The following is a 21,517-nucleotide window of genomic DNA, read 5'->3' as shown; positions in this document are numbered from 1 at the left end:
GGGCGATGGTCCACCTGCAGTAACAAGGAGAAACACGAATGCTTGACCCAATCTTGAGCCGTTGGCTCGATGTTCAAGCGCAGGCCCTGGATGTGGGCAGTTGCGATCCACAGGAAGTGCTGCCACGGCTGGCAGACGCGAATGTATTGCGTATCGGCGTGCCGAAAGCACTCGGCGGGCTGGGCGGCGATGTAACCGGTGCGGTGGACGCCATCGCCAATGTCGCCAGCCATTCCCTGGCGGCCGCATTTGTCTTTTGGGGCCAGCGATCCTTTATCGAGTATTTGCTGCAGAGCCCGAATGAGCGGCTGCGCGAGCAGCTGCTGCCGGACTTGCTCAGCGGCAAACTGGCCGGCGCCACGGGGCTGTCGAATGCAATGAAGTTTCTCTCGGGGATCGAGGCACTGCAAATCAGCGCCGAGCCGAACGACCACGGCTGGACCCTCAACGGTCGCCTGCACTGGGTGACCAACCTGCGCAAGAACGGGTTTGTTGCGGCGGCGGCGATCGAGCAGGCCGGTGGCGGCGCGCCGTTTATTCTGGCGATCCCCGATTCGGTGGCGGGGTTGCAGCGTTCCCGCGACCTGGAGCTGATGGGGCTGCAATCGAGCAACACGGCGGCACTGGGGCTGGAAGGCGTCGAGCTGAGCCGTGACTGGTTGCTGCATGAAGACGCGCGCAAATTTTTGCCGGCAGTACGCCCGGCGTTCCTGGGCTTGCAATGTGGCATGTCCATCGGCCTGGCGCGCCGTTCGCTGGCGGAAGTGGCCAACCACCTGGGCGCGAGCCGCACGGTGTTGCGTGATGAGTTGGAGGCCTTGCGGGTAACGCTGGACCATCTGGTCACCGAGTTGAAAAAGGGGTTGCTGGCCGGACGGTTTGCGGCAGAGCCGGTGCCGCTGTTCAAACTGCGTATTGCCCTGGCAGAAACAGCCGCCAGCGCCGTGCAACTTGAACTGCAGGCGAGCGGCGGCAAGGCGTACCTCACCGCACACGGCAGCGGCTTTGCCCGGCGCTGGCGCGAGTCGGCCTTTGTGCCGATTGTCACGCCAAGCCTGGTGCAACTGCGCACCGAGTTGCAGCGACAGGCCAATCTATGACACCGATGGTATTGAGTGCTCAGGGGATTTGCCTGGGCTACGCCAGCGGGCCGGTGCTGCAAGGGTTCGACTTGCAATTGCGGCCTGGCGAAGTGGTGTCGATCCTCGGGCCCAGTGGCGTCGGCAAATCCAGCCTGTTGCGCGTACTGGCCGGTTTGCAGACGCCCCAGGGCGGCACAGTGCAGGTGCTGGGCGAGCCTTTGAACGGGCCGCACCCAAGGGTCGCGGTAGCCTTTCAGGACCCCAGCCTGTTGCCTTGGTTGAGTCTGGAAAAGAACGTCGCCTTCGGCCTGGATTTCGCCCGCCAACCGCAGCTGAGTCCCGAAGAGCGCCGCCGCCGCGTCGACCACGCTATCGCGGCGGTCGGGCTGCAACATGCGCGTCAGCAGTTCCCCGCGCAGTTGTCTGGTGGCATGGCCCAGCGCACGGCGTTGGCCCGCTGCCTGGCACGGCAACCGCAAGTGTTGCTGCTGGATGAACCCTTTGGCGCACTCGATGAAGTCACCCGCGCCGACATGCAGCACCTGTTGCTCAAGGTCAACCGCGAGCAAGGTTCGGCGGCGGTGCTGATTACCCATGATATTGATGAGGCGTTGCTGCTTTCCGACCGCATCCTGCTACTGGGTAACCGCCCGGCGCGGACCCTGGGCGAATGGCACATCGACCTGCCGCAACCGCACGAGGAACAGGTGGAGGCCATCGGCGCACTGCGTATCGAGATTCTGAAAACCTTACGGCAGGCGAGCCGCCCTCAACCCAACCCTCTTGAACAACCGGAGTTCTCACATGTGTCTGGATGACCTCACTCACTCGCGCCGTGACTTTCTCAAACTGTCCGCCGTGCTCAGTGCCGCCGGTGCCATGCCGCTGCTGAGCAGCCTGCACGCCCGCGCCGCCAGCGAGCCGGATGCGCCGGTGCGGATCGGCTACTTGCCGATCACCGATGCGACACCGCTGCTGGTTGCGCACAACAACGGCCTGTTCGAAGCCGAGGGCATCAAGGCCGAGCGCCCTGTGCTGTTGCGCAGTTGGGCCCAGGTGATCGAGGCGTTTATTTCCGGGCAGGTCAACGTGATTCACCTGCTCTCGCCGATGACAGTGTGGGCACGCTACGGCAGCAAAGTCCCGGCAAAAGTGGTGGCCTGGAACCACGTCGGCGGCTCCGGCTTGACCGTGTCGCCAGGCATTACCGAGGTGAAGCAACTGGGCGGCAAGTCGGTGGCGATTCCATTCTGGTATTCGATTCACAACGTGGTGGTGCAGCAGTTGTTCCGCGACAACGGCCTGACGCCCGTGACACGTGCTGCCGGTACTGAGATTGCGGCCAATGAAGTCAACCTGATCGTGCTGCCGCCTTCCGACATGCCGCCGGCCCTGGCCAGCAAACGCATCGATGGCTATATCGTCGCCGAGCCGTTCAACGCGCTGGCGGAAAACCTCAAGGTCGGGCGTGTGCAACGATTTACCGGTGACGTCTGGCGCAACCATGCGTGCTGCGTGGTGTTCATGCACGAGCATGACCTGACCAACCGCCCGGAATGGTCGCAGAAGGTGGTGAATGCCATCGTCAAGGCCCAGGTGTGGACGCGTGATAACCGCGAAGAGGCGGTGAAACTGCTGTCCAAGGACGGACCGAACCGCTACACCCCGCATGCTGAACCAGTATTGAGCAAAGTCCTCGCGCCGGCGGCTGCCGACCGCGCCGCTTACCTCGCCGACGGCGCGATCCAGCACGCCAACTGGGATGAGCACCGCATCGACTTCCAACCTTATCCGTTCCCCAGCTACACCGAGGAACTGGTGCGGCGCTTGAAGGACACGTTGATCGAAGGCGACAAGCGCTTTCTCGCCGATCTGGACCCGGCCTTCGTGGCCAAAGACCTGGTCGACGACCGTTTTGTCCGTCAGGCGATCGAGTCGGTGGGTGGCATGCAGACCTTCGGCCTGCCGGACGGTTACGAGCGGCACGAGGAGATTGGCGTTTGAACAACGGCAAAACCGTCATATGGCCTGGCTGGTTGCTCGGAATAAGCGGCCTGGCAGGTTTGCTGGTGCTGTGGTGGCTGGGGGTAAAGGTGTTTGGCGCGGCCGATGGCCTGTCGGCACGTTTCTCGCTGGCGGCGACCTTGAGCAGCCTGTGGGAATTGCTTGGGCGCGGTGAGCTCTATCTGCACATCGCGGTTAGCCTCAAGCGAATTTTCGTCGGGTTGTTTCTCGCGTTACTGGTGGGGGTGCCACTGGGCTTGCTGGTGGGCAGTTCGCGCAACCTGGAGGCGGCCACCACGCCGGCCTTTCAGTTTCTGCGAATGATCTCGCCGCTGTCCTGGATGCCTATCGTGGTGATGTTGATGGGCGTGGGTGACTCACCTATTTACTTCCTGCTGGCGTTTGCCGCTGTGTGGCCGATCATGCTCAATACGGCCGCGGGCGTGCGGCAGTTGGACCCGCGGTGGCTGCAGTTGAGTCAAAGCCTGAGTGCGACGCGCTGGGAAACCTTGCGGCGGGTGATTATTCCCGGCGTAGTGGGGCATGTGCTGACCGGCGTGCGCCTGGCCATCGGCATTCTGTGGATTGTGTTGGTGCCGTGCGAAATGCTCGGGGTCAGTGCCGGGTTGGGGTATTACATTCTCGACACGCGTGATCGCCTGGCCTATTCGGAGTTGATGGCGATGGTGCTGTTGATCGGGCTATTGGGGTTTGCCCTGGATGCGTTTGCGCGGTGGCTGCACCAGCGATGGGTGCACGCCGGCTGAACGGCAAGGGTCTCGCTTTGCGCAATGCAAAGCGAGACTCACAGGCTATCAGCGGCGTTCGTAGCCGTGGCCATCGTCATAGCGGTGGTCGTGCCAGCCACCGCCACCGCCGTGGGGGAAAAAGAAGCAGCCGCTCATGCTCAGCATGATCAGCAATGGAATCAGCAGGGTGATTCGACGGAGCATTTTGAAATCCTCTAAAGTACCGACAGGTTCAATCAGGCGTGGAACAAGCCAAAAATTTTCAGCGCCTGTAACATAGGACCCTGCCGACCCCGCGCCATCCCCGTTACCGGGTATGCGCTTGGCATGCTCGGCGATACACAGTGGATACATTTATCAGCTTCAGGACCCCGTCATGACCCAAAAACAACGTTTGAAATATTCGATTCTGATTTCTCTGGTGGTACTGGGGACGATGTTTGGCCTGTCCTACCTGCAGAACACCGGCGTCATCAGCGAGAAAACGTTCCAGTACATTGCCATCGCCGTGGCGGTCACTGTGGTCGTGATCAACGGCATCATGCGTCGCAAGGTCAAGCCTAACTTCTGAGTCCGCCAGGCGATTCGGCCAAGCGCGTCAGGCGTGCCCGTTGAGGAGTTTGGCGGCCTCTGCATGGAGGCTGTAGCTTTTATCTTCATTGAGGGTAATCACGCCCTCGGCGCACAGGCGCTTGAGGACCTCACGCACGCTTAGAAACGACAACGGAATGCCCAGCGCCAGCAAATGGCTGTGCACGCCACGCACGCCGAGGGTGCGTTGGTTGTCGGCAGCGGTGAGGAGGGCGTCGATGACCTTGAGCCGAATCAGGCTGGTGCGCAAACCGAAACACTTGAGCAAGTGGCGAATACGCTGGTTGCCCTGTTGCTCGGGCTGCTTGCCCGGCGCTTTGCCGAACGCGTGTGCGCCGCCGCCAAAATTGGCGTCGGCCGCCGGTGAAGGTCCGTCCGTGGGCAGGTGCGAGTTGTACATGCGAAAAACTCCTTATCAGAGCCTGATCAGGAAAATGATGGCGCTCTTGGTTAATTAGACGAACCAGCCACGGAAATCATGAAGTCCTTCATGTAGAAAATTTGTCGGTATCCTGTTTGTCACACGTCAATCGCCGCCAATAAACATGCTCACGTCTAAATTATTCCCGGCTGTCTGCGTCCCTATGTGGGGGGAATAGCCCCCTGTGAGGGTGTTCAATTTGACTGTGGGGTTTGCGTGATTATTTCCAACGGGTTGTCCAGGGCGTGTGTGGCGGGACTGTTGCTGGGGTTGAGCGTTGCCGCATCGGCGCGCGAGTCAGTGGCACAGACTTCGGCGGATATTCGCCGCACCACGTTCGGCGTACCGCACATTCGCGCCTCGGATGAGCGCGGCCTGGGGTACGGCATCGGTTACGCCTATGCCCAGGACAACCTGTGCCTGCTGGCCAATGAAGTGGTCACGGTGAACGGTGAGCGTGCACGGTTTTTCGGCCCCGACCAGTCGACCCTGGAAGCGCGTAACAACCTCGCCAGTGATGTGTTTTTCACCTGGCTGAATACGCCGCAAGCCGTTGCCGCTTTCTGGAAGGCGCAGCCGCCGCAGATTCAGCAGCGTATTGAAGGTTATGTGGCTGGCTACAACCGCTACCTTAAAGAGCAGGGTGCGCCGGCGCAGTGCCAGGCGGCGTGGGTAAGGCCCTTGAACGTTGAAGACCTGGTCAAGCTGACGCGCAGGTTGTTGGTTGAAGGCGGTGTCGGCCAATTCGCCGAAGCCTTGGTCGGCGCGACACCGCCTCAAGCCACCGCCAGCGTGCCGTCCAACACCAAAGCGTTTGAACTGGCTGCCGCCCACCAGCAGCGCTTCACCCTGGACAGGGGCAGCAACGCGGTGGCCGTAGGCCGTGACCGTTCGTTCAATGGTCGCGGCATGTTGTTGGCAAACCCGCATTTCCCTTGGGCCGGTGGCATGCGCTTTTATGAAATGCACTTGACCATCCCCGGCCAATTGGACGTGATGGGCGCCGCGTTGCCCGGCTTGCCGGTGATCAACATCGGCTTTAACCAGCATGTGGCCTGGACGCACACGGTCGATACCTCCAAGCACTTCACGCTGTATCGCCTCACCCTGGACCCCAAGGATGCCACGCGCTATGTGCTGGATGGCAAGTCCATTCCCCTCGACCAGACCTCCGTCAAGGTGCAGGTCAAACAAGCCGACGGCAGCGTCAAAAGTGTGAGCCATACGGTCTACAGCTCGCAATTCGGCCCGGTGGTGCAGTGGCCCGGCAAACTCGACTGGGACAACCACTACGCGTTCAGCCTGCGTGATGCCAACCTGGGCAATGACCGCGTGCTGCAACAGTGGGACGCGGTGAACCGCGCCGGCAGCCTCAAGGCGCTGCAAACCTCGGTGCACACCCTGCAAGGTATCCCGTGGGTCAACACCCTGGCTGCCGATGACCAGGGCCAGAGCCTGTACATGAACCTGTCGGTGGTGCCCAACGTCAGCGCTGCCAAACTTGCGCAATGCAGCGATCCTCGCGCCGGCCTGCAACTGATCATGCTCGACGGCGCCCGCAGCGCCTGTGCCTGGGACATCGACCCGCGCGCGGCGCAACCGGGCATCTTCGCGGCCGACCAACTGCCGCAATTGCAGCGTACCGACTATGTGCAACACGCCAACGACTCGGCGTGGATGGTCAACCCCAAGGCGCCATTGAGCGGTTTCTCCCCGGTGATCAGCCAGGACCACATCGGCCTCGGCCCCCGTGCGCGATTTGCCGTGCAGCGCCTGCAATCCCTGGAACAACAACCGATCAGCGTGGCCGACCTGCAAGACATGGTCATGGACAACGAGGTGTACCTCGCGGGCCTGGTGATGCCCGACCTGCTTGAATTCTGCGCCAAGCACCTGGGCGCTGACGCGGCTGCGCTTGAACCACTGTGCACCGGCCTGAAAACCTGGGACCGGCACGCCAACCTCGACAGCGGTATCGGCCTGGTGCACTTCATCAACCTGGTCGAACACCTGCAGCAAATCCCTGACGCCTGGCGCGTCGCCTTCGACCCCGCACACCCCTTGACCACGCCACGCGGCCTGGCCATTGAGCGCGAGCCGGTCGCCAACGCCCTGCGCGAAGCCATGCTGGCCTCCACCGCCGACGTCAGCACACACGGCCTGAGCCGCTGGGGCGACATCCAAATCTCCGGCCAAACCCCCATGCACGGTGGCCCGCAGCAACTGGGCATCTACAACGCCATGCAAAGCGTGCCGCGTGCCGACGGCAAACGTGAAGTGGTCAGCGGCACCAGCTACCTGCAAATCGTCACCTTCGACGACCAAGGCCCCCAAGCCCTGGGCGTGTTGGCATTCTCCGAATCCAGCAATCCCGCGTCGAAACACTCGAAGGACCAGGCTCAAGCCTTCTCCGAGAAAAAACTGCGCCGACTGCCCTTCACCGAAGCCCAGATAAAGGCCGACCCGCAGTACCATGAGCACGTCATCAAGGAGTAGGGCAGGTGCGCAACCCCTTGATGCCAATACGAAATATTTTTGAAATCAAGGGGTTGCAGCAAAAAGCAAATGAGTACATAATGGCGCCCATCGAACGCAACGAAGCATTAAAAACTTCAATGTATTCAATGAGTTAGAGTAGAGGCAGGGTTCTATAGCCCACTCAAGTTTTTATGCGGTGAATGTTGATGGTAATGACATTGATCGTTTGAGGCCGAGTAGCAAAATGGTTATGCAGCGGATTGCAAATCCGCCTACGCCGGTTCGATTCCGACCTCGGCCTCCACTCTTAGAAACCCCGTAGATTAACGTCTACGGGGTTTTTTATTGGCTGCAATTTGGTCATCGCTTCCGCAATTTTTTGCATCGCTTCCGCAACGATGCCTTTTTATCCGCGAATTTCAGGCGCAGTTATCAGCATATCTCTGCTCGAATGGACGCGGGATTGTGCTCGTGACTAAGGCTGAGCATCCACTAACGGCCAGATGCTGAGGTTAGCGACCTTCGGCGGCAATAGAAGTCAATCGAACGCTCCACAAACGGCACTCGATTTGCGTGTCACTCCGTAACAATGGCACATCAAGTAGACATTCCCTACAACCTGGTAGAGCTGAGCGAATTGAGTTTCGTCGTCTTCTATTCTTACGTATGGGTTGGATGTTTAATGGTGCGAGTAAGGTAGCGCAACCGACGTATTCCATGGGCTTGTGCCACTTTCTTTAGAGAATGGCGGTGTTGAACGCGCAATGATAGCTCTGATTACGGCGTGCGGCACATTTGGGCGATCATGGCCTTTCGATAGGCAGCACTAGCGATACGAGTCGATCTGATGTGCGCCCAGCCGAACGCATTGGAGGCGATGCAAGGCCATAAAAACATTTTTGGGGTGAATCAGCCAGCCGTTGGAATACGTATATACTCCGAACACTGCGAGTAGCAATTTGCCTAATTATTATTAAGAGGTTTTCTTGAGTAGATGAACATAACTGATCTGCTTGAGTATATTAAAGAGACCAGTTCCGAAATGACGCGAGCCGATATAGACGAAGCTGTTCTTCTACATTTTGATTTGATAATGGAAAGTTATCGAGAAAAACCTTATTTTTATAAAAATCTTTTGAAGTATGACAGATTTATGGTGGCCCTATCTTTGCTGAGTTTTAGCTATGAAGATGAAAAGGTCCCATTGTCCAAGGTTAAGGATTTTTGCCAGAGACGAGGTTATATGTCTCGCAACAGCCTGGACACTTATTTCTCATTTTTAGTTTTAAGTGGATACATGGGCGTTCAGATACACGTTCATGACGGACGTCAGCGTAGTTTCCAACCCACTGATAAAACGTTGTGCGAAGCCACGCGGTTGATCAAATCGTGTTTACTCCCTGCGCAGATGATTTTTCCGTACGATAGTTCGTTATCCGGATTAGGAAGGTCGCCGAATCTATTACGGTTTTTTGCTCGTGGATTTGCAAAAATTCTTGAATCAGATTTCCTGCTCGATAAGATCTTGCCTGAAGCAAAATGGATTCTCAATCGGGACGGCGGTCACTTGCCGATGCTTGCGCTTTATACCGATGCCCTGCGTAACGGGTCTCTAGAAACCGGATACAACGTCTCGTCCTATGTTGAAATTTCGTCGCACTTAGGCGTCTCAAAAACGCATATGCGGCGCATGATCAAAGAAGGAGAGATACGGGGTTACTTCAAATGTAATAAGCGCCAAATTGAATTAAGTCCGGCATTTGTCGAATTGATGAGGCGGGCTATGTCAATATACCTCTCAATTTCTCGCGTAAGTGTGCAATTGGGCGTTGCTGAACACGAGGATGGGAGAAATCCTGTCGATATGCTAATGTGTAAGATTTGAACCTTATGATTGTGCACTGCGTTTTAGTCGTTTTCTCACAAAATTTCTATACATGAATCTTGTCCTTTTTTGAACGAAATCCTACCGGATGTCAGTATGTTTAATCGTCGAATCAAGAGCGTTCTTTTTGACTGTCAAGAGGAATTAGCAGAGTTGCGCGGTACGCTCGCTGCCATCGAATCGGTATTTCTTTCAATACATATTGATGGAGCAGGGCGAATTATCTCAGCCAATCAGCAGTTTGCAGAGACGCTAGGATATTCGATGGAAGCGCTGTCGAAAATGTTAGTGAGCGACATAATAGATCAGCCGCTCAAAGATTTCGTGCCAAGCCTGCGCATCATCGAACAGCAACTCTATCGCGCCGCCGATGGCCGCACTGTTGCACTTAGTGTCGGTTGGATCACAGCAGCAAACCAAACTTTTCAAGGCTACGGCATTGTTGCTCCTCCCCTAGGACAGGACGAGCAGGAGTCTATTGAAATGTTTAGTGCGCTGAATCGTTCAATGGCGATAATTCAATTCAACCTATCAGGGGAAGTCATTTATGCCAACGAGTCCTTCTTAAAAGCTATGGGGTATAGTGTTGCGGAGTTACAGGGCAAGCATCACCGTATTTTCTGCTTGGCTGAGGACGTCGCTTCGCCGCAGTACTCCGAGTTCTGGAAGACATTAAACAAAGGCGTGTTTCACGCTGGGCGCTTTCGCAGGGTTGATAAAGGCGGCAAAGTGGTGTGGCTGGAGGCCACTTACAATCCCATCAAGGACGCTTCCGGCCGGGTTTATAAAATAGCCAAATTCGCCAGCGTAGTGACCAAGCAAGTTGAGAAAGCCGATGGAGTCAAGCAAGCCGCCACTATGGCTCACGACGTGTCGGTGGACACCGACATAAAAGCTAAGAGGGGCATCGACCTTGTCGCAGATTCGATTCTCGGTACGCAAACTATTGCACAACAGATGGCCTCAATAACCGACAGCATGACCGCCCTTGAATCGCAGTCACAATTGATCGGTTCCATAGTGGACACCATTGGGTCCATCGCTACCCAGACAAATCTTTTGGCGCTTAACGCTGCTATAGAAGCGGCACGAGCAGGTGCGCACGGACGAGGTTTTGCGGTGGTGGCGGATGAAGTGCGTAAACTCGCAGGCCGCACCAGTTTAGCAACGCAAGAAATTACAGATGTGGTCCTTCAAAATCGTGAATTGGCTGGTCAAGCCGCATTGCGCGTTCAATGTAGCCGAGACCAGGCCGACGTTTTGCTGGAATTATCCGAGCAGGCAGGCATGGCAATGGCTGCTATCCAGCTTGGCGCTGAGCAAGTCGTGAAAGCAGTTGGTAGGGTAACTAGCGACCTGGATTGAGCTGTCTATGTGCTGCGCACTAATGCTTCCTGATTATAGATTGCAGGCGCCGCAATTGTTACGTGCGTTATTTTTGAGATTGATAAGAACGAACGTAGTAGAGAAAAATGTGCGTCAAGGATGAGCTGTCATCCTGACATTGAATATCCAGGTAGTTTCGAAAACGGAGTTTAGGATGCCGGCGATTTTCAAGATCAGATCAAGGTTGCGAACCTTACTATCACCGGCAGTAACCAAAATTGAATTGGCAGGGCTGGTTGCTTGGATAGTTGTTTTGTTGATTGATCCTAAAACTACGCTGAATCTGCCAAACACTGCCGTCACAATTACTCTTTTATCGGTGTGGCAGATTCATCGTAAAACCGCATCCTTTATGGGGTGGAGAGTTCTCGGCGGCGTTTATGTTTTGTTATTGTCGTTGGGTTTTGGAAATGTAGTTGCGTCCCATGTGGAGTTGCGCATATTCACACTTTCGCTTGCTGTGATTATAGTAGTGAGTAGTGCAATTCTATTTATTACTGTGCAGGATTATTTGTTATCCGCAGCTCTAGTCTGGGCAGTGTTGTGGCCATCGCTGGATCTCGGTTTGTATAGTGGGCTGGAGGTCTACCTCGGAATTTTTATTATCGCTTCCATATCTATAGGCACTATACTTAGTTTTACGTATTTGAGAAACATGCGCTCAATTCTGGTAAAGGAGAGCGAATTCAGAACATTGGCGGAAACGGACTTTCTCACCGGTATACTTAACCGCCGTGCCTTCATGGATACATTTCAACGTGTATTGGCAGAAGGTCACAACGGATATTTCATTATGTTGGATATTGATAACTTCAAGCAGAAGAACGATCAGTATGGTCACGATATTGGTGATAAGATCTTATGCGCCATGGCGGCTTGCCTAAAACTCACCCCAGGCAGCCACAATGTTGGAAGAATTGGTGGTGAGGAGTTTGGTGTCTTACTACTGGGCGACAATGATGTCGTTGCGCATGAATACGTAATACACTTATTAGCAAATATCCGCGGCAGTGTTTTGCATCCGCATCAATACACCTGCAGCGCGGGGATCGCGCAATTCTCCGCAGCATCTGACATGTCAGCAGTGCTCAAATGCGCGGATAGTAATATGTATAAAGCCAAGCATGATGGCAAGGATAGGGTATTTCAAAATGGAAGACGGGTCGGTCAGACACTTCTTGGGACTACATGATTAACCCTTGACGGGAGGACATTTGTGAAAATCGTGTTCGAGGATATAGAGTCTCCCCCTTGCTGCTTGTTGACGCTAGGCACTTTCACTGTGATGTTCCTGATTCGTTCTGATGCTGAAAACTTTCTGCGGTTCCTGACCGGTCGCGACGACATCGTGGGAGCCAGTAGCTGAGTGATTGCTTTGGGTCGTTTTCTGCCTTGGTATAGGTAGCAATGGGTCATTTCGTCGGCCTCACAATTTCGCCGACTCGCCGATATACCTTCTTGGTCATTTCTTCTGTGGAGTGACCTAATAGGCGGCTAGCGTGCGTCAGTTCGATCTCGCTAGCTGCTTTCGGCCGGATGTCCTTGAACTGAAATTGTCGAATGCTCGTGGCCAATGCCGGGTCGCCATCAGCCGCAGCTTTGATCGCTGCCTTCTCCCGTGCGTCGTCCCACCGATTGCGCAACATCTGCTGGCTCATTCGAAGTCCAGACGCATTGGTGATCAAGGTTGAGGTCCGAATACCATTGATTGCTCTACGTTCCTGCAGGTCTTCAATAAAGACGCTCAGCCCGGACTGTACGCCTGCATCCTCCAAGCGAAGACGTAGGCGTTTTTCGGTCTTGCCCTGGCCAATCTGTAAGAAACCGTTGTTCACGTCGGTGGCAGCAATTCTGAGTACATCCGCGGGACGTTGGCCGGTTAGGTAGGCCAGATCCATCGCGTCCCTGAGCTCCTGTGCCGCCTCCGCGTATACCGCGTTCCATACAGTTTCACCGGCATAATAGTCCCGTGGCTTTTCCTTGTTGCGTCGAACGCCAAAGCAAGGATTGGCTTTGTCAGTAAGGCCCCACTCACGCGCTATGGTAGCTACGATGCCAAGCCCTTTATCAAGATGGGTGAGCCGTATTTCCAGATCAAGCGCAAGCTCAAGCAGCACGGCATTGTCCCGTTCTCCTCGAATTACGCGCTGTATGGCGACATGAGCGAGCGCGTAATGAGCCTGATCGAGGCGATGCGCCAACAGTCCAGAGCATCAGAATCGCAAGATGACCTGGTCGATTGCCGCCCCGGTCAAGCCGCTATAAAAAGCACGCAAAAAATAGTCTGATCAGGCGCATGCTACGCAAGATCGAATACGCGAAAGCGCAGGTGCGGGCGAAGATTGAGCATCCGTTTCGCGTGATCAAGCGCCCAGTAACTGTCATCCCTACCGCAACCAAAGGGAAGAACCGTGGAATAAGGAAAAGAAAGGTCTGATTTTCGCCGATTTATGATTTTTTGAGCCTCAAGTCGTGAGGGCATCAAAAATCGGTGGGTACTTCAGACCGTCCTTATGAGTTTGCAGCGGAATCAAATTAACGCAGTGCAATTATCCGATTTGATAGCGGCCAGTCCAGAGACTAAAGGTTTAGTTTTTTAGACGGTTTAATTAGCGTTGTTGATTTTATCCATCAATAACAAGTGTCTGTCTTTTAATATGTTTTTCCATGTCATTCCCAGCGCGGAGCATAAAATAACTACGCTCAATATGAAATAAATCCAACGAACAGACATTATATCTCCCAGGTAACCCACACCGGCGTAAGCAATCAGGCTCACATAAGAGATAAACATCGAAATGGCTGCTTTGACTTTTCCAAACTGCGAGGGCTCTACGCCTGTAGCAATAAGGGTGTCTGAATTGACCCGAATCATGACGACAAATGCGCCTAACAGGAAATAAGCAGCCGCCGCTTGAGGGACACTGTTTGCCGTCAAGAAAACAAACAGCAAAAAGGAAATCGCACCTAGGCCGAACACGCCAAACCACTCAGCGTGTATTTTTTTCACAAGATAGGTCAGTGAAAAACCGCCACAGATGGCACCCATTCCCCACACGGCATCAATTAACCCAAACCCTTGGGCACCCGCTGAAAGCTCTCTATCAGCGAAAATTGGCAGAAGTGTATTGCACACAGAAAGCGTTACATAAATAAACATCTGCTGGAGCGCCAGCCCAATTACAAAACGTGTGCCAATCGCATAGCGAATCGCGTCATAAAACTCTCTCATGGCGCCGGGCGTGACTAACCTTTCGACTGCATGTTTGATTGCGGGCGTGTGTTTTATCCATAGGGTAAGGACACCAGAGATGGAAAAGGAAATGATGTTAATGATTACCACATATTGCGTGCCGAAAAGTGCAACTAAAAAGCCGCCAATACTTGCTCCAATGAGCAAACCGATTTGCATGCTCATACTGCTCGAAACATTGGCCTCAAGCAGGCGCTCCTTCGGGACAATATCGCGTATCAACGCCCCCACGGCCGGTTGGAAAAAGTGCTCACACAGCGCGATCAGAAAGGTCGCCAGGTAAACTGCTGTGAGCCCCAATACCCCGTAGTACATCGAAACCGCAACGAACAGCAAAATCAGCGCACGCGCAAAATCGGCCACTATGCAAATGGATCGAACGTTCCACCGGTCAACCAGCACCCCAATCCACGGTGAAAACAACAAACCCGGCAATGAAGAAACGATCAACACCCAACCGACTGCCATTGCGGAGCCAGAGGTTGTGTAGATGTACCAAGAAATGGCAACGAAATACATGCCGCTGCCAATGGCGGTTAATATCGACGCGGCTATGTATTTCCTGAATTCGCGGCCGGCAATGAGCGAGAGCAAGCTAAGCATTAAGGCGCTCCACTTCAACCGTGACCTTGGCTAAGGCTCGCATCACATTTTCAATGGCCTGCGGTCCACTGTCCCCGTTCGCAAGAATGTACCCAGCCCTTTCATCTGAGTTCTGAGGGCGTTTGCAGATGTCTCCCGCCTTAACCGTGATATCGCACCTGACGACGCCAGGCGATTGGTGAGCGGTATCCAGCCCTGAAATGCTCGTCACCCGGCCAGTCGGCAACGACAGATACCGAATAGCGGCCCCGTTGGTTTTAGTCATTTGAATGTCTGGGAATGCCCCAGACAAGCCTTGAAGCGTAGCGGTAAACATGTCGACGCCACACGCTAACTCGGTCATTTCAAAAATGCGGTCGCCGCCCGTGCGTGTATGAGACTCGACGATGACGGGCCCCGTTTCCGAAAAGATGATTTCCGAATGAGAGGGACCATACAGGTGACCAATGGAGGTCAGGAAAGAGATAGTCAGCCGTTTAATGGCATCAATTTTTTCAGGGGCAAGTGCCGAGGGCATACTATGCCCGGTCTCTACAAAACCAGGATAGCCGGTTGTGATTTTGTCGGTGACGCCTAGTATCGTGTGCTGACCGTCCCAGGAAATAGCCTCGACGCTGACTTCTGGCCCTTCGATAAACTTTTCCGCGATGATCCCGATGTCAGGAAAGTCGTATTTAATTAAATCGGTGGTCAAAAAATCCTGTTTGATCGCGTTATAGGCTGGCACGACTTCATCTTCTGAAAACAGTTTGTGCACTTGTAGACTCCCCGCACCGTTCACCGGCTTGATGATGATGGGCCATCCGCACTGCTGTGCAAAAGCGATCACCTCTTCAGGGCTGTTAACGGTTGCGAATGGAATCGATGGTATGCCGTTTGCCTTCATGTGCGCGCGCATATGCCCTTTGTCGCGCGTTAATAAAACCGGGCCAATAGGGTTGCCCAAAATGCCCAGCCGTTCCTGAATCAGCGCTGCGTTCAATAGGCCAAACTCTTGAAAGGAAACGACCGCGTGATAAGCTTCCCGCCGGTGCAGCGTCTCAACCAGGTCGACGACTACTTTTTCGCCCATGGGAGAGGAAATAATTTGATCCGCGATAAGAAAGTCTTCGAAGGTAATATCTTCTTTTTGCTGTACGACGGTCAGATGGAAGCCACACGCCTTGGCTTTTACATAAATTTCTGTCCAACCACCGATCATAATTAAGCGACGCATCACAGGTCTCTCCTGGAAAATACAGATAAATAGTTAAAGCGCGTTTGAATGTTAAAGCCCACGCTTCGCGCGTTAGCTCAGCACACAACATTGGTTGTTTGAACGCTCATCCAGTTCGGCTTTGAACAGGTGAATAAAAGCATCAAAACTATTCAGGTCCGCTGTAAGTAGATGAGCTTGAGGGATATCTGCTGGCAGGCAACGGGGCGCTTTGGTGAATGCCACTTTGTCAGCATTCACGGGCGGTAATATTTGCTGTATCAGCGTCGCTTCGCTTTGACCCGCGTGCGTTAGCATCGACAAAAATTCTGTATAGGAGGCGCAGGCTATATCACGACCCGTTCTCTGCGCGGTATAGCGCACAATGTCGTCAAATTCGACATAGTGTTGGCCAACAACATCAATCAGGGGGGCTCCGCTCTGGAACCGTTCCTGGCTACCCACAAACGTGCACAACCACTCGGCCAACGCATCCGCTGACAATAGGCCAAGGCTGCCGCAGCCCGCAGGTGCCACGCCCATCTGAACGCATTGCTTAAGCAATAAATGAAAAAGGGACTGGCCATTTGAGTAGCCGGTACTCATTGACGGCAGCACATCATCGACACGATAAATCCTGGCATGCAGCCCTTGCTGCTGTGCGGCAACGACGAGGTTGTCTGCCAGGTATTTGGTATACCCGTACCCGGTAACACCCAATGCTGCTGCCTCGATGGCCGAGACAATGCCTTCCGGATCGCGGCCAGACACGGCTGGCAGCTTGGCTGCCAACGATGAAATGTGGTGCAACCTCTTGGCCTTACCTTCATTACAGAATCGGATGAGTTCCTGGGTTCCACCCACATTAGCTGAGAACAATTGAGAGGCATGGAACAGGAAATTGACCGCCGCGCCACAATGAATCACCTCATCAATAGAAGCACATTGATGTTGCCATTCGTCTGGATCCAAGCCCCAACATGGCAAGGCCAAATCACCTAGCACGACAGTAATACGTTGGCGTTGTAATACGCGTGCAGGGAACGCGCTCAGGAACACTTTCTCCAAGCGGCATAGAGCGCTTTCTCTATTGCTGCCACGTAGCAGGACGGTCACGTGCAGGTGGGTGGTGGCTAATAAGTGCGCAAGAATATGAATGCCTACAAAACCACTCGAGCCAGTCAATAAGAGCGTCGAGCTCATTGTCGCTGTCGGCTGGTGATTATTGAATGCGACCCTCGCCAAGCTATCGCTTGGCGTGGCTTCGACCGTTTGCTCACAGCCGCTCATAAAGTCGGCCAGTTGCGACGGCGTTGCGAACTGATAAATGGCGGTCATCGGAACATCGGTTCCAAGATGCTTGCACAATGCCAGTGATAGATTAGCGGCTGCTAGCGAATCTCCACCGCATTCGAAAAAGTCGTCTTCACTCCCTATCTGATTGTTCAGCAGTACGGTGCGATAACACGCAATTATTTTTTCCAGCAGGGTACTGTTGCTACAGGGTTGCAGCGTTTCAGAATGATCGTTTTTCAAGTCACTGATTATACGTTTACGGTCTACCTTCCCATTCGGTGAAATAGGCAGAGTCTTCAAGTGATGCACTAACTGTGGCATGTGTGTCGCTGGCAGATGCCGCGCCAGTTCGCGTCGTACGTGCTGTAAATCCAATGCGTGTGGCGCCACGTAGACCAGCGCCAAACTCGCATCGCCCTGCTGAGTGGGCAAGACAAATGCCAGTGCGTCGTTTACGGCGTCGAACCCGGCCTTGATTGCCGACACTATTTCGTTGAGCTCGATACGCACCCCGCGCACCTTGACTTGGTCGTCAGCTCTGCCGCCATATTCAAGGCAACCATCGGGCCGTATACGGCCAATGTCCCCAGTCAAGTAAACCTTGTCGCCAGGCAGGTCTGAAAAGGGATTACGTATAAAGGATCGTGCGCTCAGTTCCGGGGCATTCAGGTAGCCACCTCCGACGCAAATACCGGCAACAACGATTTCCCCAAAGACGCCATCCGTTACGGGCCTCAACTGGTCGTCGACAATTTTGACATACGTATTATCGATAGGCTGACCGAGTGGAATCTTGTCATTGTCGTGATCGCACACCTCATGAAATACCATCCCGATGGATGCCTCGGTGTGACCATAGGTATTGATGACAGTACAACGTGGGAAAAAGCGCCTAAATGTGTGCACGGATGCAGCGTCAATCTCTTCTCCGCCGATCAAGACATGCCGCAAGCTGTCCAAGCGTTTTGCGGCAAGGGTCCCATTCTCCAGCGCACGAGTTAATAATTTGAAGAGGGTGGGTACGAAATCAGTCATCGTGATGTGATGACGTTCAATCTCGTCTACCAGCGACTCGACATTCCAGTGATCGCGCTGTTTAGGCAATACCGCCACGCCGCCGTTGGTAAGCGGCCACAGCATTTGCCAAATTGACGAGTCGAACAACGGCGCGCTGTTCTGATAGACAGTGTGCCCGCCACCAAATCGCTTGGTCATATAGGTAAAGCGATTCACAAGCCCGGCATGATAATTCAAGGCGCATTTCGGGCGGCCGGTTGATCCCGATGTAAAGAAACCATAGAGCAGGTCGTCTGAGAAACACTGGGCGTGTGTTTCAGCATTTAAGTCAGTCGTGCCGTCGAGTCTTATTTCAAACAGGTTAAGGCCGGCACTTCTTAAGGCCGGCTGTTCTCCATTCGTGATAACCCATGCTGCCTGGCTGGCCTCAACGACTGCGTGTATTCTATTTTCCGGCCATTTGGCATCCACCGGAATAATAATGGCGTTGGTCATCATCACAGACAACCACGCAATGGGTAACTCGACGCCGGTCGGTAACGCACAAAGCACAATATCTTTGTTGCTCACACCGCAGGCGTGCAAACGCTTTGCGTTGGCGCGTGCAGCGGCTATGAGTTCATTATAAGTAAGGAATTGATCACCGCAGGTGACTGCTGTTTTGCTTCCCTGCCTGTGTGCAGCCTTATACACCATCGCCAGTACACTTAGCCTGTCTGGCTGACAGCCACTCAGGGGTGAATGCTCGCGTTGACCAATAATCATCTAATACTCCTGTAAATAGAAATGTATAAACAATCTAAGCGCTATGTGCGTTCGTCAGAGATGCTGTAAGTGGTCAACCGGCAAGCGAGAAAAGGTTGTGGTACTCGCTCAACTCAGCTAGGGCCGAGTGAACCCGGTTTTATACAGGTACGTTCTCATTCAGAGAAAACACTTGGTGTGCACTCTCAAGCCGACGGATCGTTGCGTAATCAGCCTGTAAAACGGCGAGTTCTTCATGGCTCAGGTAAACAACGCCCGGAATCGAAAATAAGTCGATGGTGCGTGTAATCGTGTCGCCCTTTTCGGGCAGGTGGAAATGGCAGGCATAGGAAGAAAGCGAGCGAATCCTCTCGAAGCCGGTTGTATCAACAACGACGCCTTCCTGGTCGGAGATCATCGCTACGCATAGGACATGTTTTGATAAAACGTACTGCTGGCCCAAACGCCGTTTGAACAGGTGAGGGTGGCAATAACGTTCGATCGTCAGCGTGATTTGGCTCTCGCCAAGCGCCTCAATAACCGCTTCTTCAAGCATTGCGCCCTGCAGGCGGGCGCCGGTTTCAATCAACACCGGCCCTTCAGCCGTCATCATGATTTCGGAGTGAGCGGGCCCATTGTGCACACCCAGCGCATCAAGCGCTTTTTTCATATAGCTGACTAAAGCCGCCTGCACCTCGCCCTCATAGGGCAGAAGTTCTTCGCAATCATAAATATTTGAGGCGCCGGCAATCACTTTGCGGCGATCGATCCACATATCAGAAATATAATGCTGCGCGTCGATTGAAACACTATTAATGACGTACTGCGTCCCCTTCAAAAGGGTCTGTGCCAGCACATGGTTATTGTGCCCACCAAAGCGGTTGGCTTTGTTATAGATGGAGTGAAAAGCACTTTCCAGTTCGGCTCGGTCATTGCAGAAAAATACACTGTCATTACCTGCACTGGCTAAGGGCTTCAGCACAATTGGCCAGCCGTGGCCTGAGGCCCATTCAGTCAACGTGTGTAAATTGTCTGTGCGCAGAAAATAAGGTGTGGCTAACCCCGCCTCTTTAAGCGCGCAGGCCATTGCGTATTTATCTCGCCGAACACGCGACGTCTCTGTGGAGTTTCCCTCCACGCCGAGTTCGCCGGCGAGCAGATCCGCAAGTTCAATGCCCGTTTCGGCGCCGGCCAAAACACAAATAGGCTTGATGCCGTTCAACCATCGATTGATTTCGACTAGAGATTCCGCCAAACCGTTAAATACCACGTTGGCGATAAAGTCGTCGGGCCTGAAATCGTTGATATAAAAATCAATGATGGGCGAGGCACTTTGGACGTGCAGGACCGCTACGCCCTCTGCATGAAACTTAGCGGCCAGTTTCGCGCCAGTGGAATACGCATCGACGATTACTGCAATGTTGTGAGTCATGGTCACATTCCAATCTATTTAGAGAGCCGCCGCAGTGCGTCAGCGTCAAGCGTTGTCCAAGCCACATAATTCGTGAGCCACTAAATCTTCGTGAGTTTCACGAGTCCGTATTAACTTGGCATTGATTCCCTCAACCAGGACTTCGGGTGGGCGCCCACGGGAGTTGTATTGGCTGGCCATACTCATGCCATACGCACCACATGAAAAAATCGCCAATACACTGCCATTGTCAAACGCCGGTAATGCTCGACCTAATGCAAAGTGATCGCCGGTCTCACAAATAGGCCCAACAATATCGGTCTCCTCCAAGTGAGTGACGTCGGACTGCTGAGCGCTGTGGGTTAACGCCGTCCAATGGCCAGAAAAATTCTCAAAATGGGTTGGCCAAATAACATGGTTGGCACCATACAGGGTGGGCCGCAGCAGTACGTTCATGCCCGCATCGACAATAGCGATCTTTCGATCCCAGCCTTGTTTAATGTATTCGACGGTGGTCAGCAAAATACCGGCATTTGCGCTGATCGAACGACCCGGTTCAATGATGAAGCGGATACCGCGCTGTTTCAGCCCTTGCAGACGCTGACAAATAAGTGCTCCCGTTTCAGTTAATGAGCCAACGGGATTGCTTTCGGTCCCGTACTGCGCTGGAAAACCTCCACCAATGTTGACAAATTCGATCGCGCAATCAGTCGCCTTAAGTCGGTTGATCATGTCCTCGATCTTATCGATGGCAGACAAATAGGTCTGAGCTGATGGAATCGGCGATCCAAGGTGAATATGGATCCCAACGACATCGACGCTTGAGTAACGCTTCGGCTCGAACAGTTCGTAGGCGCGTTCCATCGGTATGCCAAATTTTGTCTGGCGGCCGCCTGTTGAGGTTTTCTCAGGGGTGCCAGCATCCGCCACATCCGGATTGATACGAATGGCCACTTTTATACGCTTACCGGCCGTCCTGGCGACCTCATCCAGACGCAGCAGCTCGCCTTCAGACTCCACATTAAAAAGGAAAACGCCAGCTTCAACCGCGTAGCGAATTTCTTCACGCGACTTGCCGACCCCGGCAAACACAATCTTGTCCGCAGTCACTCCCGCCATCAGTGCCCGGTGGAGCTCACCGCCACTGACCACATCCAGCCCTGATCCTTGATCGACCAAGAGCTTAAGGATGCTGAGATTACTGCAGCTTTTAACTGAGAAACAAATCAACGGCGAGAGGGCAGAAAACGCATCTTTCAGCACGGTGTAGTGATTTTTCAAGGTGTGTGCTGAATAGACATACACGGGGCTTCCATGCTGTTCGACTATCTGACGAACATCAAGGTGCTCCACATGTAAATGACCGTCGACAAAATTAAAATAGTCCATCTTGCTTCCTCCA

The 21,517-nt window shown here is 53.9% G+C and carries 16 protein-coding genes, 1 tRNA gene and 4 pseudogenes; 13 read left to right on the top strand and 8 right to left on the bottom strand.

Features of this window, described 5'->3' with window-relative positions; genetic code table 11:
* The first annotated feature begins 38 nt into the window (after window positions 1-38).
* From CPH89_RS26300 to CPH89_RS26285, 4 genes are read left to right on the top strand one after another with little or no spacing between them, the layout of a single operon-like run.
* Complete coding sequence (locus tag CPH89_RS26300) at window positions 39-1,100, top strand: acyl-CoA dehydrogenase family protein (protein WP_053255880.1); 1,062 nt, start codon at window positions 39-41, stop codon at window positions 1,098-1,100.
* Window positions 1,097-1,900, top strand: coding sequence for an ABC transporter ATP-binding protein (locus CPH89_RS26295; protein WP_053255881.1), 804 nt, complete (start codon window positions 1,097-1,099; stop codon window positions 1,898-1,900). The genes CPH89_RS26300 and CPH89_RS26295 overlap by 4 nt, the downstream gene beginning before the upstream one ends.
* The gene (locus tag CPH89_RS26290) at window positions 1,887-3,086 is read left to right on the top strand and encodes an ABC transporter substrate-binding protein (RefSeq protein WP_053255882.1); all 1,200 of its coding nucleotides are present in this window, start codon (window positions 1,887-1,889) and stop codon (window positions 3,084-3,086) included. The genes CPH89_RS26295 and CPH89_RS26290 overlap by 14 nt, the downstream gene beginning before the upstream one ends.
* Before the next feature lie 17 nt (window positions 3,087-3,103).
* Window positions 3,104-3,853, top strand: coding sequence for an ABC transporter permease (locus CPH89_RS26285; protein ID WP_167422781.1), 750 nt, complete (start codon window positions 3,104-3,106; stop codon window positions 3,851-3,853).
* 48 nt (window positions 3,854-3,901) lie between these two features.
* On the opposite strand, the gene CPH89_RS30470 is transcribed toward CPH89_RS26285, so the two are convergent.
* Complete coding sequence (locus tag CPH89_RS30470) at window positions 3,902-4,039, bottom strand: hypothetical protein (protein WP_167422764.1); 138 nt, start codon at window positions 4,037-4,039, stop codon at window positions 3,902-3,904.
* A 172-nt stretch (window positions 4,040-4,211) separates the two neighbouring features.
* Here CPH89_RS30470 and CPH89_RS26280 point away from each other — a divergent pair, with 172 nt between their 5' ends.
* Window positions 4,212-4,406: a hypothetical protein gene (locus CPH89_RS26280; RefSeq protein WP_053255884.1), complete on the top strand. Its 195-nt coding sequence runs from the start codon at window positions 4,212-4,214 to the stop codon at window positions 4,404-4,406.
* A 27-nt stretch (window positions 4,407-4,433) separates the two neighbouring features.
* Here CPH89_RS26280 and CPH89_RS26275 read toward each other — a convergent pair whose 3' ends face one another.
* Window positions 4,434-4,826: a hypothetical protein gene (locus CPH89_RS26275; RefSeq protein WP_053255885.1), complete on the bottom strand. Its 393-nt coding sequence runs from the start codon at window positions 4,824-4,826 to the stop codon at window positions 4,434-4,436.
* Window positions 4,827-5,063: 237 nt separating this feature from the next.
* Here CPH89_RS26275 and pvdQ point away from each other — a divergent pair, with 237 nt between their 5' ends.
* The 6 genes and pseudogenes from pvdQ to CPH89_RS26250 all read left to right on the top strand — a co-directional run bounded on the left by pvdQ (window position 5,064) and on the right by CPH89_RS26250 (window position 11,788).
* Window positions 5,064-7,343: a bifunctional acylase PvdQ gene (gene pvdQ / locus CPH89_RS26270; protein ID WP_053255886.1), complete on the top strand. Its 2,280-nt coding sequence runs from the start codon at window positions 5,064-5,066 to the stop codon at window positions 7,341-7,343.
* A 212-nt stretch (window positions 7,344-7,555) separates the two neighbouring features.
* Window positions 7,556-7,629: transfer RNA gene (locus tag CPH89_RS26265), tRNA-Cys, on the top strand.
* Between the two features lie 690 nt (window positions 7,630-8,319).
* Window positions 8,320-9,210 (top strand): MerR family transcriptional regulator, encoded by an 891-nt coding sequence (locus CPH89_RS26260; RefSeq protein WP_053255887.1) that lies wholly within the window; start codon window positions 8,320-8,322, stop codon window positions 9,208-9,210.
* Window positions 9,211-9,306: 96 nt separating this feature from the next.
* Window positions 9,307-9,975 (top strand): annotated as a pseudogene (locus CPH89_RS31000) (PAS domain S-box protein); the annotation flags it as partial.
* A 234-nt stretch (window positions 9,976-10,209) separates the two neighbouring features.
* A pseudogene (locus CPH89_RS30995) lies at window positions 10,210-10,575 on the top strand (methyl-accepting chemotaxis protein); the annotation flags it as partial.
* Window positions 10,576-10,750: 175 nt separating this feature from the next.
* A complete protein-coding gene (locus tag CPH89_RS26250; protein ID WP_053255889.1) occupies window positions 10,751-11,788 on the top strand; it encodes a GGDEF domain-containing protein in 1,038 nt (345 codons plus the stop codon).
* A 220-nt stretch (window positions 11,789-12,008) separates the two neighbouring features.
* On the opposite strand, the gene CPH89_RS26245 is transcribed toward CPH89_RS26250, so the two are convergent.
* Entirely contained in the window at window positions 12,009-12,713 is a 705-nt protein-coding gene (locus CPH89_RS26245) for a tyrosine-type recombinase/integrase (protein WP_420376782.1), read from the bottom strand.
* Between CPH89_RS26245 and CPH89_RS30700 the strand changes: the two are divergent.
* Window positions 12,642-12,791 (top strand): annotated as a pseudogene (locus CPH89_RS30700) (DNA polymerase V subunit UmuC); the annotation flags it as partial. The gene CPH89_RS26245 and the pseudogene CPH89_RS30700 sit on opposite strands and share 72 nt — an antisense overlap.
* A 1-nt stretch (window position 12,792) precedes the next feature.
* Window positions 12,793-12,964 (top strand): annotated as a pseudogene (locus CPH89_RS26235) (IS5/IS1182 family transposase); the annotation flags it as partial.
* A 237-nt stretch (window positions 12,965-13,201) separates the two neighbouring features.
* On the opposite strand, the gene CPH89_RS26230 reads toward CPH89_RS26235, so the two are convergent.
* The 5 genes from CPH89_RS26230 to lysA form a co-directional block, all read right to left on the bottom strand.
* A complete protein-coding gene (locus CPH89_RS26230) occupies window positions 13,202-14,452 on the bottom strand; it encodes an MFS transporter (RefSeq protein ID WP_053255890.1) in 1,251 nt (416 codons plus the stop codon).
* Window positions 14,445-15,668, bottom strand: coding sequence for an ATP-grasp domain-containing protein (locus CPH89_RS26225; protein WP_053255891.1), 1,224 nt, complete (start codon window positions 15,666-15,668; stop codon window positions 14,445-14,447). Before CPH89_RS26225 ends, CPH89_RS26230 begins: the two co-directional genes overlap by 8 nt.
* A gap of 72 nt (window positions 15,669-15,740) precedes the next feature.
* Window positions 15,741-18,725 carry an amino acid adenylation domain-containing protein gene (locus CPH89_RS26220; protein WP_053255892.1) on the bottom strand — a complete coding sequence of 995 codons (2,985 nt, stop codon included), beginning with the start codon at window positions 18,723-18,725 and terminating at the stop codon, window positions 15,741-15,743.
* Between the two features lie 139 nt (window positions 18,726-18,864).
* Window positions 18,865-20,136 carry an ATP-grasp domain-containing protein gene (locus CPH89_RS26215; RefSeq protein WP_053255893.1) on the bottom strand — a complete coding sequence of 424 codons (1,272 nt, stop codon included), beginning with the start codon at window positions 20,134-20,136 and terminating at the stop codon, window positions 18,865-18,867.
* Window positions 20,137-20,181: 45 nt separating this feature from the next.
* A complete protein-coding gene (lysA, locus tag CPH89_RS26210; protein WP_053255894.1) occupies window positions 20,182-21,504 on the bottom strand; it encodes a diaminopimelate decarboxylase in 1,323 nt (440 codons plus the stop codon).
* Between the last annotated feature and the right edge of the window lie 13 nt (window positions 21,505-21,517).

This window comes from Pseudomonas fluorescens (genome assembly GCF_900215245.1).
Taxonomy (GTDB): domain Bacteria; phylum Pseudomonadota; class Gammaproteobacteria; order Pseudomonadales; family Pseudomonadaceae; genus Aquipseudomonas; species Aquipseudomonas fluorescens.
The sequence above is the reverse complement of the archived record's forward strand: the minus strand, read 5'-3'. Positions and strand labels throughout refer to the sequence as shown.

Excerpts from the sequence above, each read along its gene's own strand:
- CPH89_RS26300 (WP_053255880.1), top strand. The coding sequence starts at position 39 with ATGCTTGACCCAATCTTGAGCCGTTGGCTCGATGTTCAAGCGCAGGCC.
- CPH89_RS26295 (WP_053255881.1), top strand. The coding sequence starts at position 1,097 with ATGACACCGATGGTATTGAGTGCTCAGGGGATTTGCCTGGGCTACGCC.
- CPH89_RS26290 (WP_053255882.1), top strand. The coding sequence starts at position 1,887 with ATGTGTCTGGATGACCTCACTCACTCGCGCCGTGACTTTCTCAAACTG.
- CPH89_RS30470 (WP_167422764.1), bottom strand. The coding sequence starts at position 4,039 with ATGCTCCGTCGAATCACCCTGCTGATTCCATTGCTGATCATGCTGAGC.
- CPH89_RS26280 (WP_053255884.1), top strand. The coding sequence starts at position 4,212 with ATGACCCAAAAACAACGTTTGAAATATTCGATTCTGATTTCTCTGGTG.
- CPH89_RS26275 (WP_053255885.1), bottom strand. The coding sequence starts at position 4,826 with ATGTACAACTCGCACCTGCCCACGGACGGACCTTCACCGGCGGCCGAC.
- CPH89_RS26260 (WP_053255887.1), top strand. The coding sequence starts at position 8,320 with ATGAACATAACTGATCTGCTTGAGTATATTAAAGAGACCAGTTCCGAA.
- CPH89_RS26250 (WP_053255889.1), top strand. The coding sequence starts at position 10,751 with ATGCCGGCGATTTTCAAGATCAGATCAAGGTTGCGAACCTTACTATCA.
- CPH89_RS26230 (WP_053255890.1), bottom strand. The coding sequence starts at position 14,452 with ATGCTTAGCTTGCTCTCGCTCATTGCCGGCCGCGAATTCAGGAAATAC.
- CPH89_RS26225 (WP_053255891.1), bottom strand. The coding sequence starts at position 15,668 with ATGCGTCGCTTAATTATGATCGGTGGTTGGACAGAAATTTATGTAAAA.
- CPH89_RS26220 (WP_053255892.1), bottom strand. The coding sequence starts at position 18,725 with ATGATTATTGGTCAACGCGAGCATTCACCCCTGAGTGGCTGTCAGCCA.
- CPH89_RS26215 (WP_053255893.1), bottom strand. The coding sequence starts at position 20,136 with ATGACTCACAACATTGCAGTAATCGTCGATGCGTATTCCACTGGCGCG.
- lysA (WP_053255894.1), bottom strand. The coding sequence starts at position 21,504 with ATGGACTATTTTAATTTTGTCGACGGTCATTTACATGTGGAGCACCTT.